The 15,631-nt window shown below is 46.1% G+C and carries 17 protein-coding genes; 2 read left to right on the top strand and 15 right to left on the bottom strand.

What is annotated here, in order from left to right; all coding sequences use genetic code 11:
• The first annotated feature begins 11 nt into the window (after positions 1-11).
• Both nadA and nadC read left to right on the top strand, forming a co-directional pair.
• Positions 12-908, top strand: coding sequence for a quinolinate synthase NadA (nadA, locus tag TPET_RS05840; RefSeq protein ID WP_011943675.1), 897 nt, complete (start codon positions 12-14; stop codon positions 906-908).
• Between the two features lie 4 nt (positions 909-912).
• Positions 913-1,734 carry a carboxylating nicotinate-nucleotide diphosphorylase gene (nadC, locus tag TPET_RS05835; RefSeq protein WP_011943674.1) on the top strand — a complete coding sequence of 274 codons (822 nt, stop codon included), beginning with the start codon at positions 913-915 and terminating at the stop codon, positions 1,732-1,734.
• Here nadC and TPET_RS05830 read toward each other — a convergent pair.
• The 15 genes from TPET_RS05830 to TPET_RS05760 all read right to left on the bottom strand — a co-directional run bounded on the left by TPET_RS05830 (position 1,725) and on the right by TPET_RS05760 (position 15,623).
• Positions 1,725-2,183 carry a YaaR family protein gene (locus TPET_RS05830; RefSeq protein WP_011943673.1) on the bottom strand — a complete coding sequence of 153 codons (459 nt, stop codon included), beginning with the start codon at positions 2,181-2,183 and terminating at the stop codon, positions 1,725-1,727. The two genes, nadC and TPET_RS05830, sit on opposite strands and share 10 nt — an antisense overlap.
• Positions 2,180-2,836, bottom strand: coding sequence for a hypothetical protein (locus TPET_RS05825; protein WP_011943672.1), 657 nt, complete (start codon positions 2,834-2,836; stop codon positions 2,180-2,182). Before TPET_RS05825 ends, TPET_RS05830 begins: the two co-directional genes overlap by 4 nt.
• On the bottom strand, positions 2,820-3,416 hold the full coding sequence (gene yqeK, locus TPET_RS05820) for a bis(5'-nucleosyl)-tetraphosphatase (symmetrical) YqeK (RefSeq protein WP_011943671.1): 597 nt from the start codon (positions 3,414-3,416) through the stop codon (positions 2,820-2,822). Before yqeK ends, TPET_RS05825 begins: the two co-directional genes overlap by 17 nt.
• Positions 3,417-3,698: a DUF503 domain-containing protein gene (locus TPET_RS05815; protein WP_004082152.1), complete on the bottom strand. Its 282-nt coding sequence runs from the start codon at positions 3,696-3,698 to the stop codon at positions 3,417-3,419.
• 14 nt (positions 3,699-3,712) lie between these two features.
• A complete protein-coding gene (locus TPET_RS05810; protein ID WP_011943670.1) occupies positions 3,713-4,981 on the bottom strand; it encodes an alpha-amylase family glycosyl hydrolase in 1,269 nt (422 codons plus the stop codon).
• Between the two features lies 1 nt (position 4,982).
• Positions 4,983-7,034, bottom strand: coding sequence for an elongation factor G (fusA, locus tag TPET_RS05805; protein ID WP_011943669.1), 2,052 nt, complete (start codon positions 7,032-7,034; stop codon positions 4,983-4,985).
• The gene (locus tag TPET_RS05800) at positions 7,034-8,695 is read right to left on the bottom strand and encodes a phosphodiester glycosidase family protein (protein WP_011943668.1); all 1,662 of its coding nucleotides are present in this window, start codon (positions 8,693-8,695) and stop codon (positions 7,034-7,036) included. Before TPET_RS05800 ends, fusA begins: the two co-directional genes overlap by 1 nt.
• Positions 8,692-9,996, bottom strand: coding sequence for a pyrimidine-nucleoside phosphorylase (locus TPET_RS05795; RefSeq protein ID WP_011943667.1), 1,305 nt, complete (start codon positions 9,994-9,996; stop codon positions 8,692-8,694). Before TPET_RS05795 ends, TPET_RS05800 begins: the two co-directional genes overlap by 4 nt.
• 4 nt (positions 9,997-10,000) lie before the next feature.
• The gene (locus TPET_RS05790; protein ID WP_011943666.1) at positions 10,001-11,239 is read right to left on the bottom strand and encodes a sensor histidine kinase; all 1,239 of its coding nucleotides are present in this window, start codon (positions 11,237-11,239) and stop codon (positions 10,001-10,003) included.
• A gap of 3 nt (positions 11,240-11,242) precedes the next feature.
• Positions 11,243-11,962: a response regulator transcription factor gene (locus tag TPET_RS05785; protein ID WP_011943665.1), complete on the bottom strand. Its 720-nt coding sequence runs from the start codon at positions 11,960-11,962 to the stop codon at positions 11,243-11,245.
• A 60-nt stretch (positions 11,963-12,022) separates the two neighbouring features.
• The gene (locus TPET_RS05780; protein ID WP_004082166.1) at positions 12,023-12,685 is read right to left on the bottom strand and encodes a hypothetical protein; all 663 of its coding nucleotides are present in this window, start codon (positions 12,683-12,685) and stop codon (positions 12,023-12,025) included.
• Between the two features lie 68 nt (positions 12,686-12,753).
• Entirely contained in the window at positions 12,754-13,044 is a 291-nt protein-coding gene (gene rpsT, locus TPET_RS05775) for a 30S ribosomal protein S20 (protein WP_011943664.1), read from the bottom strand.
• Between the two features lie 15 nt (positions 13,045-13,059).
• Positions 13,060-14,247 carry a methionine adenosyltransferase gene (gene metK, locus TPET_RS05770; RefSeq protein ID WP_004082170.1) on the bottom strand — a complete coding sequence of 396 codons (1,188 nt, stop codon included), beginning with the start codon at positions 14,245-14,247 and terminating at the stop codon, positions 13,060-13,062.
• 73 nt (positions 14,248-14,320) lie between these two features.
• Positions 14,321-14,647 carry a hypothetical protein gene (locus TPET_RS05765; protein WP_011943663.1) on the bottom strand — a complete coding sequence of 109 codons (327 nt, stop codon included), beginning with the start codon at positions 14,645-14,647 and terminating at the stop codon, positions 14,321-14,323.
• Positions 14,648-14,651: 4 nt separating this feature from the next.
• Positions 14,652-15,623, bottom strand: coding sequence for a M23 family metallopeptidase (locus TPET_RS05760; protein ID WP_004082174.1), 972 nt, complete (start codon positions 15,621-15,623; stop codon positions 14,652-14,654).
• Between the last annotated feature and the right edge of the window lie 8 nt (positions 15,624-15,631).

Here is a 15,631-nt window from a genome sequence, read left to right as displayed (position 1 = left end):
GAGGAAAAAACATGGTGGATGAAATTCTCAAACTGAAAAAAGAAAAAGGCTACATCATTCTTGCGCACAACTATCAAATTCCAGAGCTTCAGGACATAGCCGATTTCGTCGGTGATTCTCTTCAGCTCGCAAGGAAGGCTATGGAGCTCTCAGAAAAGAAAATTCTTTTTCTTGGGGTAGATTTCATGGCGGAACTGGTCAAGATACTGAATCCAGACAAAAAAGTGATCGTCCCCGACAAAAGCGCGACCTGTCCCATGGCGAACCGTCTGACACCGGAGATCATCAGAGAGTACAGAGAAAAATTTCCAGGTGCACCGGTGGTTCTCTACGTGAACAGCACGTCCGAATGCAAAACGCTCGCCGACGTTATCTGTACGTCCGCCAACGCCGTGGAAGTTGTAAAGAGACTGGATTCCAGTGTGGTCATCTTTGGTCCGGATAGAAATCTTGGAGAGTACGTCGCAGAAAAAACAGGAAAGAAGGTCATCACGATACCCGAGAACGGTCACTGCCCAGTTCATCAGTTCAACGCTGAATCCATCGACGCTGTGAGGAAGAAATATCCGGATGCCAAAGTAATCGTTCATCCAGAGTCTCCAAAACCAGTGAGAGACAAAGCCGATTACGTGGGAAGCACGGGACAAATGGAAAAGATCCCAGAGAAAGATCCTTCCAGGATCTTTGTGATTGGAACAGAGATAGGGATGATCCACAAACTGAAGAAAAAGTTCCCTGACAGAGAATTCGTGCCGCTCGAAATGGCAGTGTGTGTGAACATGAAGAAAAACACACTGGAGAACACTCTCCACGCTCTACAGACCGAATCTTTCGAGGTAATTCTCCCAAAAGAAGTGATCGAGAAGGCAAAGAAACCGATTCTTCGAATGTTTGAACTCATGGGGTGATATGATGGAGAAAATTTTCGACCTTTTGATGAGTTTTGTCAAAGAAGATGAAGGAAAACTTGACCTCGCTTCCTTTCCGCTTCGAAACACAACTGCCAGCGCTCATCTTCTTTTGAAAACAGAAAACGTGGTTGCCTCTGGTATAGAGGTTTCTCAAATATTCTTGGAAAAAATGGGATTGCTTTCTAAATTTCACGTGGAAGACGGAGAGTACTTGGAAAGAACCGGGGTGATAGGAGAGATAGAAGGCAACACCTACAAGCTTTTGGTTGCGGAGAGAACTCTCCTCAACGTTCTCTCTGTAATGTTTTCTGTGGCCACAACAACCAGAAGATTCACCGAAAAACTCAAACACGCAAAAATAGCAGCGACAAGGAAGACACTGCTTGGTCTGGGAATTCTTCAAAAGATCGCTGTGGTACACGGTGGAGGAGATCCTCACAGGTTCGACCTGAGCGGGTGTGCGATGATAAAAGACAACCACCTGAAGATATACGGTTGTATCGAACGGGCTGTTCAAGAGGTCAGAAAGATAATACCCTTCACCACAAAAATAGAAGTCGAAGTGGAGAACCTGGAAGATGCACTGAAAGCGGTTGAAGCTGGAGCGGATATCGTCATGCTGGACAATCTCTCCCCCGAAGAAGTGAAAGAGATATCCAGGAGAATAAAAGAGATCAATCCCCACGCGATCGTGGAAGTGTCAGGTGGCATCACAGAAGAAAATGTTTCTCTCTATGACTTCGAAACTGTAGATGTGATCTCCACGAGCAGGCTGACATTTCAGGAGGTGTTCGTGGATCTCTCACTCGAGATTCAGCGGTAGAGGTTGAGGATCAGTCCGTTTATCTCTTCTATTTTGGCAGCCAGATTTATTGTCTGCCATTCGTTTTTCATGATCTTCTCCGTGAGATCCACCAGTTTTTCGTTCACCTCTTCGACCACCACGTGAAGCCTTGCGCGGCCGCTGTTCATATCGAAACTCCCAGCAAGTTTGTAGATTTTCTTTTCTATGAGTTTCAGGAACTCCTTTATAGCGTTCTTGTATCTTTTCAAGTTGGAAGGAGTGGGAGAACGTACGAGCTCGTTTCCTGAATCGACCACTTCTTCCACGGCTTCTTCAAGGAGTTTTTCGAAGTGATCTTCTTTCACGTCTTCCAGGATATCGAAAAACTCCTTTTTTTTCGATTCACCAACTTTAGAAGCCTTTCCAGATTTTTTCCCCTTCACTTCCTGATTCTTCAAGGACTCTCCACCGAGGGGGTCTATCCTCACCTTTTCATCTCCTCGGAGATGGCTTTGAGTTTCTCCGAGTCCAGATACAGTCTCTCGTACTTCTTGCCCTGAACTTCTATCACAATGGGCTTTTCCGTCACCGTTGGTGCTTCGAAAACGTCGATGGCGTAGTTCGAGATCTTCTCAAAGAACTTGTAGAGAGAGAACCTGTTCAGGTTGTTGAAACCGAATTTCTTCAACCAGCTTCCAACGAAAATGAAGTCGAAGAACTTCAGCTTTCTTTTAGAGAACTCTTTAACGAAGTCTGGAAAACTCTCACACTGCTTTCCAAGAAGATCCTGGCAGAGTTTTAGAAATTCCTCCTCGGACATAACGGAGTAGAAGGCTCTTTCGGCCTTTATATCCAAGAGGGTCTCCATCTTTTCGAGATCGCTCAGAGGCCTTTCAGAGATGATCGCCTCTCTTCTTTCTGGGTCAAAAGATTCACTTGGGAAAGAAACGACGAAGACCATCCTCTTCGAATCGTCTATTCTCACAAAGTAGCTATTGTCTCCCACTCTGAAAAGATAGTGAACCTCCGCTGCTTTGTAATCTGGAGAGGTGAGAAACGATCTGTAGTAAAGGAACAAAACAGCGGCGAGAGCAACAGCGATCAGCACAACTGCCAGTACGATCTTACTCGACTTCTTCATCGATTAGCCCTCCTCTTTTCATAAGAATGCTGTTCCACAGTTCGACAGTCTCCGGGATCAACAGATAGTTCTTCCCAACCGCATAAAAAATCTTGTTTTTCAAAACCTGAAAGAATCCTTCCTCCAGGTTCCTGAAAGCGATCCTTCGAAGTTCATTCACCCCTGGAAAGTCACGCGTGAACTCCAGGGAATCGGCTATGAACAGAATCTGCCCCACGGTTCCGAAACTCACGTGTCCTGAGGTGTGATAGGCTACCGCGTTGAGAACTTCTTCGTCTTCTACATTGAAACGCCTTTTCAAGAATTCCGCTGCCACTTTTCCATGCAGAAGAACGGGGTGTGTCCTCTCCAGCTCTGAAATCTTCAGACCATAAGCCCGGGCCATTTTCAAAAGCTTCCTTGGTGGCACGTCTCTGAAGAGATCGTGGGAGAGAGCCGCCAGTTCTATTTTATTTAAGTCCGCACCGTATATTTCTCCCAGTTTTCTTGAAAATTCCACCACCGATCGCACGTGATTGATCCTTTTTCTCGAAAGAAGCCTTTCCATGATGCTCTCAATCTCGTTCGTTATCACGACCATTCACCACACCTCTCTTTCGATCTCTTCCACTTCCATTCCCGGATAAAGATCCAGATAATCGATGATCGAATCGAAGACTCTCTCAATAACGGCTCTGTCAGTGTTCACCATGGCGATTCCTATCTCAAAGAAACTTTTCGAATCGTGCGCTCCCACTTCAGAGATGGAGATGTTGTACTTTTTCCTCAAATCGTTCATCAGTCTCTTCAGGATTCCTCTTTTTTCTTTCAAAGATCTCACACCGAAGAGTCTCACTCTCAGACTCACAACACCCACACTCATTCTACCACCCGCTCTCAGTAGAGCACGAAAGAGAGTATCAGAGGTTCTTTCCCTACCTCAACAGTCGCGCGGGAATTTTTCACGGGAACTCGAACAATCTCATCGTTGAACACGTTCTTCGAATGGATACACGCACTCTCCCAAATACCCGAGAAATCCAGAGTTACCTTTGTGCTTTCAAGAAGAGGATTCAATACACAGAGAATGTACCTGTTTTCGTATCTCCAGAGATAAGATATCACCTTCTCTGGTTGATCGTTTTTCACAAAAAGCATCTCTCCTTCGGTGAAAACACCAGTTCCGTATCTGTAATGGGCAAGTTTTCTGTGAAGAATTGAGATCCTGTTCTCTTCCATAGGAAACGGTAACGTGTATTCGTTGAATATGTCCACGTCCTCCTTGAGACCGTACTCCTGTCCGTTGTGAACGAGAGGAACCCCTTTGAAGGTGAAAAGAAACGCTATCCATTGGATCAACGAATCTTCTTCGATGAATTTCGCGATCCTCGGTTGGTCGTGATTCTCCAGAAATCTCATCTTTATGTAACCTCTGGGATACATGTGATCCTGCATCCTCAAGAAATCCACGTACTCCCTCAAGCTACCTTTTCCCTCAATGAAATCCCTGAACTTGTAGTAGCCATCGTAGTCGTAGGTGATATCGAAAGCCTGGTACATGTAGGGATCGTGTGTTTCAGAAAGCCATATGAGTCTCTTCAGGGGGTCGAGTTCTTTCCTTACCTGCAGCCAGAAGTCCAGTGGAACAAGCCCTGCCACATCGCACCTGAATCCATCGATGTCAAACTCTTCAACCCAGTACTTCATCATGTTGATCATGTACTTCCTCAGTTCTCCATTCGAATAATCAAAATCGACTATGTCCGTCCAGTCTGGCACTTTCCTTGTGGGATTTCCATTTTCATCCCTGAGAAACCACTCAGGGTGTTCTTTGACTAAGACGTTGTCAGCTGCCGCGTGGTTCAGGACCATGTCCATCAAAACGTACATGTTCAATTCGTGAGCTCTCTTCACGAACCTTTTGAAGCCATCTTTCGTTCCTATGAGTGGATCTATCTCGTAGTAATCGCGTATGGCGTAAGGGGATCCCAGAGTACCTTTTCTTTCCACCATTCCAGTAGGATGAATGGGCATCAACCACACTGTGTTGATGCCCATTCCTTTGAGTCTTTCAAGATCTTTCATGAGGGAATCGAACTTCTTTCCTTTTTCTCCTGGATAAGCACGTGCAAAGGCTTCGTATATTATCAGTCTTTTGAAGTTCATCTCACTTCTCCTGTTCCTGCATCTCTCTTCTTCTCTCTTCAATGATCTTCTCTTGTATGTTTGGAGGCACTATTTCGTACCTCTGGAACCTCATCGTGAAGTATCCTCGACCGCTCGTGATGGAAGAAAGTTTGCTGGAGAAGTCAAGCATCTCAGCGAGTGGAACCTCTGCTTTCACCTTCACCATGCCTTTTCCAGATGGTTCCATTCCAAGGGGCCTTCCTCTTCTACTGGAGATTTCTCCCATCACGTCTCCCGCGTTCTCTTCCGGGACGAAGACATCAACCTCCATTATTGGTTCCAGAATGACGGGTCTTGCCGCTTCCATTCCTTTTTTGAAGGCCTGAATGGCAGCTATCTGGAACGAAATGTCCGAGGAATCCACTTCGTGGTAAGAACCGTCAAAGAGTATGACTCTGACATCTGTTACAGGATATCCTGCCAGAACTCCTTTCTTCATGGCCTCTCTGATACCTTTATCAACGGATGGTATGAAATTCCTCGGGATCACTCCTCCAACTATCCTGTCAACGAATTCGTATCCTTGTCCCCTCGGAAGAGGCTCCAGCTGTATCTTCACATGACCGTACTGACCGTGTCCACCCGTTTGTTTCTTGTGCTTATGCTCAGCAACGGCGGTTGTTGTTATCGTCTCTCTGTAGGCGATCTTCGGTTTTCCAACCTCCACATCGACACCGAAGATCTTCTTCAATCTCTCTATCATGACATCAAGGTGCATCGCACCAAGACCAGAAACGACGGTTTCTCCTGTTTCGGGATCGTACTCCCACACGAACGTTGGGTCGGAATCTGAAAGTCTTGAAAGTCCATTGCTGATCTTGTCGATATCGGACTTCGTCTTTGGATGAACAGACCTGGAGAACATGGGTTCTGGAAAGGCAGGAGGTACCACCCTCACTCTTCTGTCTCTGTGCGCAAGTGTTTCTCCAACGGCACCTTCCTTGAGTTTCAGAAGAACGACGATCTCACCGGGACCAGCGGATTCAACTTCCTTCTGCTGTTTGAGAATTGGAACATAAATGTGCCCTAATTTCTCCGAGACATCCTTCTGAACATTCACAATGGTGTCACCAGATCTGAGAACTCCTGCGATAACCTTAGCAAAGGTGATCCTTCCAACAAACTGGTCAACCACGGATTTGAAAATGTAAGCGCAGAACGGCTCTTCTTCGGAGAATTTCATTTCTATCTCCGTTCCATCTTCCAGGAGTGCCTTGTACGAAGGTGCTTCCTCGGGTGAAGAACCTATGTCTCCCAGATAATCAAGGAGAACATCCAATCCTATTCCTTTCAACGCGGATCCAGAAAGCACAGGCACGATTTCTCCTTTTTTGTAACCTTCTCTGAGTACCCGCATGAGTTCATCGTATCCGATCTCTTCACCATCGAGGTATCTCATCATCAGCTCTTCATCCTGTTCCACGATATCTTCGAGTATCTCTGATCTCACATCGTTGAAGTTCTCCGGCATGTCCTCTTCCTGAACTTTATCTCCATTGTACCTGTAGGCCTTTTTCTTCAGAAGATCCACGACACCCTCAAAATTCTCGGCCGCACCGATTGGAACAACTACCGGGACGATCTTCCTGGAGAACCTCTCTTTCAGTTCGGCTATCACATTCTCGAAATTGGCCCTCTCTTTATCCATCTGGTTGACGAAAACCATGATGGGTTTTTTCATCTCGTCTGCTATGTTCCATGTCCTTTCGGTCTGTATCTCTACACCGGCAACGGCGTTCACCACGGAGATGATGTTCTCAGAAACGAAAATTCCGTTTATAACTTCCGATATGAAGTCTGAGAATCCAGGGGTATCTATCAAATACAACTTTTTACCTTTCCATTCAAGAGACGCCACGTGTGAGGAGAAACTGGCCCCTTTCTCCTCCTCAACAGGATCGTAATCCACGTACTTTGTGTCTGCCCTGTCAAGCAAACCTGATCTGTAAAGAAGCTGTGCGAGAAGAAGCGATTTACCTGATCCGTTGTGCCCTATCAAAGCAACCGAACGCACATTCTGAAGTCCTCCCATCACTCACCCACCTCCGTCTTCTTTTTCTCCCAGACTACGATTCCCACAGGTATCGCGGCCGTGCTGTTCTCCGTCCTGCCAAAAAGACTGCCAGCCACTGCCATTACGGAAGAGCTTCCCCCGTCCACACACATGGCGTCTTCGAACCCCCTGGAGATGAGAAAGTCCACGAGTTCATCGTAAGTCAATCCCCTCGTTATATGATTATAACCTTCGAAGACGAGAAACCAAAGCTTTCCATCTTTTGTGGCAATAACCGTCCTTGGAGCCTTCGCGTACGCTATTCCCCCACCATACCTTGCCTTCTCTTCCCAAGCATCTGGAATCGGAGCACCGTTTTGAATGAGAAGAGGTCCTCCTTCAACAGCCTGCTTTATACGCAGCGGAATGTTGGGCTGAAGAGAAAGATACGCTCCATCTCCTTCTTTGAGATCGGAGAGGTATTTCTCGTATTTCTTGCTGATAGAAACGACATACTCAGAATCTTCAGCACGGCTTTTGTATCCGATCTGTGATACTTTACTGTCCTTCACCACAAAATAGATTCTGTCGTCTTTTTCTGGTATTTCCTTGGAGAACTCTCTCGTGTAAACGAGGACTTCACCTTCTCCGAGGGTGTTTATTCCCTTCACGAGAAAGAGGACATCCCTCATCATGAGTGTGACATCCACTATTATTCTTCCGATGAACACTCTGTTGTCCTCGGTGATAGCAAAAACTGGCCTTCCACCGAACATGGCAGAATACGGCTTCCCATCTATCACAACAAGACCGATGGGAAATTTTGTGACCGGGTCGAAATAGTTGCCGTTTATTCCGGCGATGCCTTCCACTCTTTTCACCATTTCATCGAGTCGCTCGATGGTCCCAAAACCGTTTCCCGACACAACCGGTTTTATCGTTACCTTCTCTGGGTCCATTATGAGATAGTTGACAACTGTCTTCTCACCTTCGCCGAAATCTTCGATTTTCCTTTCAAAGACAACTCCATCTGCAACCTCCAGTCTTCCAAAGAAACCTTCGACGAGGAGAAACCGGAAAAACAATTTTCCACCTTCGATGGAGTATTCAACATCTGGATAAAAATTTCCCACATCTACAACGAACGAAAGACCATTTTTCTCAAGTTCAACCTTTACGCCTTCAGAAACATTTGGAAGACTCAACACAACGGGAGATAGATTTATCCTGACTCTTCCCATGCTTTTTTCTACACTCACCATATCCGGTACGATCGTTCCCGTGTATGTTATCGTAACTCCATTTTTTTCCTTCGTCGCTGAAAGTACAATCGGAAGGGAATCGTAGATCAGAACCTTTTCACCTTTCGTGTACACCTGATAACCCTCCATCACCTTTTTTAAGGCATCGATGGGTACGAAAAGAAGACCATTCACGAAGAACGGAGGGGAGAGTTTTTCCACAAAATCAAAAATCGTCTCATGCTCTTTTATGAAGAGTACGTGATTGTCATAGACGATGTAGTGGTAACCGTTCGAATGTATGTAACCAACACCGGCGGGTGCGAGGTCCTCAGCGCACACATAATAAATCCCTTCATTGAAGACAGTTCTCAACGGAAAAGCCTTCCCACCACTGATCAGGTAGGAACCGAAAGCGACACCTGCGAAGATCAAAAGAACCAGAACTATTTGCTTCATTTGATCACCTCTTCGACGACTCTGGGTGGCTTTGAAGGAGAATCAGAGATCACATACGCTTCTTTCAGAAGCTTCAAAGCATTCTCAACATCACTTCTGTCTGACACGAAAAGTTTCGCTATCGTCTCTCCCTTTTTCACAGAGTCGCCTATCTTCTTTTCAACGATGATTCCAACTCTGTGATCGATTCGATCTTCTTTCTTCTTCCTTCCTGCTCCGAGCACCATCGATGCGATACCTACTTTCTCCGCGTCTATCTTTGAAACATAGCCTTCTCTCTCTGCAGAGAATTCCACCACCTGTTCTGCAACCGGGAGCACTTTCCACGGGTCGTCCACCACTCTTTCGTCTCCACCCTGAGCTTTAACGAGGATTCGAAACTTTTCCAAGGCTTCTCCGGTCTCGAGTTTTGTCTGCAAGATCTTCTTTCCATCGTCAAAATCTGCTACTCCAGCGAGTTCCAGCATGAGAGCGCCCAGAGTAATCGACAGATCCTTCAAATCCTCGGGACCGTTTCCTTTCAAGGTTTCTATCGCCTCTATCACTTCCAAAGAATTTCCAACAGCGCTTCCCAGGGGTTGATCCATATTTGAGAGGACGGCAGCCGCTTTCTTCCCATGTTGCTGGGCTATTTTAAGCATGAGAAGGGCAAGTTTTCTTGCGTCTTCGAACCCTTTCATGAAGGCGCCTGTTCCGAACTTCACGTCCAGAACAAAAGCATCGCTCCCACCGGCGAGTTTTTTACTCATGATACTGGAGGCGATCAGAGAAATTTCGTCGACGGTTGCTGTCGCGTCACGAAGTGCGTATATCTTTTTGTCGGCGGGAACAAGATTCCCTGTTTGACCCACGATCGCTATTCCATACTTTTTAACGTTATCAATGAATTCTTCGAGAGAAAGTTCTGTTCGAAATCCAGGGATCGACTCCAGTTTGTCGATGGTTCCTCCTGTGTGACCCAGGGCCCTTCCAGACATCTTGGCAACAGGTACCCCAGCGGAAGCCACAAGAGGCGCCACGACCAGGGTTGTTTTGTCACCAACTCCCCCAGTCGAGTGTTTGTCTACCTTCGGTCCCGGTATTTCCGACAGATCGAGCACCTCTCCTGATCTCATCATCGTCTCCGTGAAATAGTAAGTTTCCTCTTCGTCGAGGTGGCGAAAATAAACAGCCATCAAAAAAGCGGCCATCTGGTAGTCCGGAATCTCTCCTTTTACATATCCACCAACCATGAACTCTATCTCTTCTCTCGAAAGTTTTTCCCCGTTTCTCTTCTTGAGTATCACATCGTAAGCTCTCACTTTTTCACCCTCTTTTCGGCAGGAAAACTCTCATCACCGTTCCCTGGTTGATCTCACTCTCAACCTCTATCCTTCCTCCGTGTTTGTCGACGATCGTTTTCACTATCGTGAGACCCAAGCCTGTTCCACCCATCTTTCTGGAACGCGCTTTATCCACCCTGTAGAACTTTTCAAAGATTCTACTCTGGGCTTCTTTGGGTATTCCAGGTCCCGTGTCTTCTACCTCCAAGACCACCCAGTCCGGTGTATCGTAGGCCCTCACCCAGACCTTTTTCTCTCCCTTTTCCTTCAAAGATGTGTACTTGACAGCGTTGTCCACGAGATTCAGGAGCATCTGGATCAGCCTTTCTTTGTTTCCCCTGACCACAACATCCTCACACTCAACAACGAGGTCCACTTCATTTTCTTCGGCTATAGGCTGGATGATTTTGTAAACGTATTCTATCACTTCACACAGATCCACATCTTTCATTTCAAAATTGACTTCACTTTCTTCCATTTTCTCGAGATCGAGAAGATCGTTGATGAGACGTGTCATACGGGCAGATTCTTCTTCTATGATTTTCAGAAATCTCTTAACCAGCTCTTTGTCCTCCAGATCATCTTCAAGGAGCGTCTCCGCATAACCGTGGATGGAAGTGAGAGGGGTTCTAAGTTCGTGTGAAACTGTTGCTATGAATTCCCTTCTCATCTCATCGAGCTTTCTTTCTTTAGTAACATCGTGGAAGAGAATGACAAAGATCTTATCACCACTTTTCAGTTCGACAGGTATTACCTTCACGTGGAAATATTTCTTCTCGTTACCAACGTAGGTAACAAGAGTTCCTTCCTGTGGCTCTTCACTCTTAATGGTCTCTTCCACCATTTCGCTTATGTAGTAATCTTCAAATATTTCGTAATAAGGCCTTCCTTCGGGATTGATCCTGCCCTGCACAAGTTCACGGGCAATTTCGTTCAAAAACGTGATCTTCCCCTCTCGATCCAGAATGAATATGGGTTCACTGAGGCTGTTCAAAATCGTGAGGAAGTTGTCTCTGCTCACCTCAACACGCGAAATTGTTTCTTTCAGATTGTCTACGTACTTTTTCAGTCTCTCGAAAAGATAAAGCGGGGGAACGTCCTTTTCCCCCAGCATATCTGACAGCTTTTCGATGAAGATTCTGTACTCAGATAGGCGCTTCCTGAACACCAAAAAGAGCAGGACGAATAGAACAGCTACTACGACAAACAGGAAAATACTCATTGATCAGTCTTCCTTTCCGGGATCCCTGAATTTGTATCCCTTTCCTCTCACAGTGATTATGTATTTCGGATTCGAAGGATCTTCTTCTATCTTCGTTCTCAGCCTTCTTATGTGAACATCTACAGTTCTCGTATCTCCGTAATAATCGTATCCCCAGAGTTTATCAAGGAGAACATCCCTGCTGAAAACTTTTCCTTCGTTTTCCGCGAGGAATCGGAGCAGTTCAAATTCGAGAGGAGTGAGGTTCACTTTTTTCCCTCTCACTTTCACTTCGTACTTTTCCACATCGATTTCAAGATCCTTGGCTATGATCTTCTTAGGCCTTTCTTCCTTGCTCTGAGTAGCGGTGGAAAGCCTTCTGAATATAGCCTTCACCCTCGCAAGAAGCTCTCTCACGCTGAACGGCTTGGTGATGTAGTCGTCCGCACCGAGCTCCAGCCCAAGCACCTTGTCGAATTCTTCTCCCTTCGCGCTCAGGAAGATCACGGGGGTGTTCTTGTATTTCTCTATAGCCCTGATCTTCCTGACCAGCTCGAAACCGTCAATTCCAGGAAGCATGATATCCACTATGAACATATCCACATCCTCGTCGTTGGCAATTTTGAGTGCTTCTTCTCCATCGTAAGCCTTGAGCACCTCGTATCCTTCTTTGGAAAGGTTGTATCCTACCAGCTCGAGAATTGCCGGGTCGTCGTCAACCACCAGAATCTTCTTTTTCGCCATCTTCGATCCCCCGAGGGGGTACACCTCCTTTCAGATCTGGTTTCTATACTATTTTAACATTTACGAACTAGTTTTTTGATAGGATCTTTTCCTGAAAGTGAACCATGCAGAAAGAAACAGAAAGAGCAGAAAAAGAGACACGTAGAAGAAGATCATCATCTTGTTCGCAAAGAGAGATTCCGGTTTAAACTCCACACCAAAGAGTCCGGAAAGGTAGAACAAAACCAGCACTGAAAAAATCGCAGCACCCACCACAACTGAGAGGATTCTCGCAAATTCTTTTTCCTTGCGGTAAGCAGTCAATCCAGCTAAAAGTCCAATGAAAACGGAAAGTCCAAACGTTATCCAGTTCATGTACTGAACACTTTGAAGGTTAAAAGAACTCACCAGAAAGTTTATAACGTAGTAAGCGACGAAGGTCACGGTGACGAGAGCAGCGAGGAACACCAGGTATCTGTACAGAACGTAAAGCACAACTGCGGTTAAAACACCTGTTGCCACCAGTACAACAACCTTCACATTCTCATTCGTGAGATAGGATTTGAGAAATTCGATATTCGAAAGAAGAGGAAACACGAAGTTGATACCGATTACAAAACCGATCACCGCAAAAGCTATGTGTTCAACATACCTGGCAGCGAACATGAGAAAAAGAGCGGCGGGTAGGGAAAAATACCAGTTTTTAATAATCAACCTGAAGAAATCCCCTATCAACCCCTCCACGCACAATCCCTCCCTTTAAAATCAGAAATGCCCCGCAAGGGGGCCAGCTTTCAAAAACAGCAAGAAATTCACTCCTGAGTTGTTTCGAGAGTTCTCAGGTATTCGTTCACCTTCTCGAAAAGTCTCGCTTTTCTTCTCGCACCCTGATTCTTGTGGATGACTCTCTTGGAAACGGCTTTGTCTATGGCAGCCTGCGCTTTCCTGGTGAGTTCAAGAACGACTTCTTTCGGTTCTTTGTTCTCGATAGCTTTGAGAACCTCTTTTATTCTGTTCTTGAAGAAAGTCTTGTAAGCCTTGTTTCTGAGTCTTCTCTTTTCAGAAACTCTGACCCTTTTCTTTGCAGATTTGATATTCGGCACTACTTGATCCCTCCCTTACATATTGAAAGCTCTTTTCAACTCATCTACCATGTCGAGTTTCTCCCATGTGAATTCCTCTTCGTTCCTTCCAAAGTGACCGTAGGCGGCTGTTTTCCTGTAAATAGGTCTCAAAAGATTCAGTTTCTTTATGATCGCACCCGGTCTGAAATCGAACAGTTCAGTGATCACCTTGAGAAGTTTGTCTTCATCCACCTTCGCGGTTCCATACGTGTCGATCATTATGGAAACGGGTTTCGCGACACCTATAGCGTAAGAAAGCTGTATGAGGAACTTGTCCGCAAGACCTGCAGCCACAACGTTCTTCGCTACATATCTTGCCATATAGTGAGCCGATCTGTCAACCTTTGTGGGATCTTTTCCGCTGAACGCCCCTCCGCCGTGGGGTACCCAACCACCGTAAGTGTCAACGATGATCTTTCTCCCTGTGAGCCCCGTGTCGGCCATGGGACCTCCAAGAACGAATCTTCCCGTTGGATTCACCAGTATCTTCATTTTGTCGTCCCTGTACTGTTCTGGAATCACAGGATTTATGACGTGTTCTATTATCGCCTCTCTCAGATCTGCCTGGGAGATATCCGGATCGTGCTGAGTTGAAATAAGCACTGTGTCGACACGGACTGGTTTGTCGTCCTCGTATTCTATGGTCACCTGTGTCTTTCCATCTGGCCTGAGGAAAGGAAGAGTCCCGTTCTTTCTGACCTCAGCGAGTCTCATGGCGAGTTTGTGGGCGAGAGTTATGGGAAGGGGCATGTACTCAGGGGTTTCGTTGGTGGCGTAGCCGAACATGATTCCCTGGTCGCCAGCTCCGAGCGCCTCGAACTCGTCAGCCACTTCCTCTCCTGTTTTGACCTCGAGCGCCTTGTCTACACCGAGAGCTATGTCAGGAGACTGACTGTGGATGCTGGTGAGCACTCCGCAGGTTTCCCCATCGAATCCGTACTTCGCCCTCGTGTATCCTATCTCCAGAATGGTCTTTCTCGCTATATCGGGGATCTCAACATAAGCTCTGGTGGTAACCTCTCCCGCGATGATGACAAGCCCTGTTGTTACGAGTGTTTCAACGGCAACCCTGCTCCTTGGATCCTGCTCGAGCATGGCGTCGAGTATGGCGTCGGAAATTTGGTCGGCGATTTTGTCCGGATGCCCTTCTGTTACGCTCTCGCTGGTGAAAAGTCTTCTCATCTCCCATCCTCCTTTCGCTGATCTTATAACAGCCTTGATAGTTTATCACAATCTTTCTTAAAAAAAGGTTACATCATTGTTTTTGCGATTCTTCAAATTCTTCTCGGGTTATAAAAGTTCCACCCTCCAGAGAAACAGACACCGGTTTATAAGAAGACGTGAAGGTCGCAACAAGATGTATCTTGTTGGGACATTTTGAACCCACATAGAGCTTGTCTATCTTGTAAGGAACGCCCGGGTTATCGTAATCCACGATGAAATCGTACCCCGTTCTCAGATGACTTCTGAAGACTTCCCCACATCTGTCACATTTTATGTAAATTACAAGAGCCCCTTTTTCCCTGTAAAACGGATTTTTGTTCAGGTCTTTCTTTTTTTTCCCAAAAAACAGAAAGAGCATGATTTCACCTCCGCTGCAGGTAGAAAGAAAATTCCTTCTTCATGCCCCAGATATCTTCAATAACGACTGTGTATTTGGCAAAATCTGGGGCTTTTCCCAATTCGGGAAATTTGTTCACCTTTATCATCGAAGAAAACGTTTCGGGGAACAATTTGTACCAGAGCTCAAACCTGTACGCGGCCGAAACGGACTTCCTATCGTACACTCCCCAGACGTTTGTGAACTCGGACCAGGGAATCTGATCGAAAGAGATCTGATAGATCTCTTCACCTTCCAAAAGGAGTGAGATCTTCTTGAGTCCTAACGTGTTGTTGAACCCTTTCGAATAGGCTTTGATCGCAAGATCCGGGAAATTTCCACTGAACGGGTACGTCCTCCCCTCGACGAAATCGTACACACTGTCTCCTATCTTTATTTTTTCCAGAACAATATCCTCATCCACGGGTTTTGGAAGGTTCAAGAAAGTCGAAGGGTCGTAGGAAACTTCCTCGTTCCTGTCTCTTATCTCGAAGTGTGCGTGGGGAATGGGTGCCTCTCCTGTGGTTCCTGAGTATCCGACGACTTCACCTTTTTCGAACCAGATCTCTTTCTCAGGGAAGTTCACGACGATCCTCACATTCCCGAACTCTTGTTTCAAAGAACTCGCTACCGTTTCCAGTTTTTTCGAGAATCTGCTCAGATGGGCGTAGAGCGTTCTGTATCCATTCTCGTGTTCCAGAACCACTGTGTAGCCGTATATATCGTCCTCGTCTATTTCGATTCTGACGAGCCAGCCTCTCTCGGAGGCGTATATGGGAACTCCTTCTTTCAATCCCGTAGAAAAGTCGATTCCCATGTGAAAATGAGGTCCTCTGTTTCCACTCCCTCTGTACTCACCGAAAGTTGCCGAAACCCTTGGAGAATCAACGGGTGCGGAGAACGAAAACACAACCGCGGAGAACACCATCAAGGAAATCAAAAGCAACCACCTTTTCACGTCTCTTC

It is taken from the genome of Thermotoga petrophila RKU-1, from assembly GCF_000016785.1.
In the GTDB taxonomy this organism is placed as follows: Bacteria; Thermotogota; Thermotogae; order Thermotogales; family Thermotogaceae; genus Thermotoga; species Thermotoga petrophila.
This window is presented reverse-complemented; position numbering and strand designations above follow the sequence as displayed.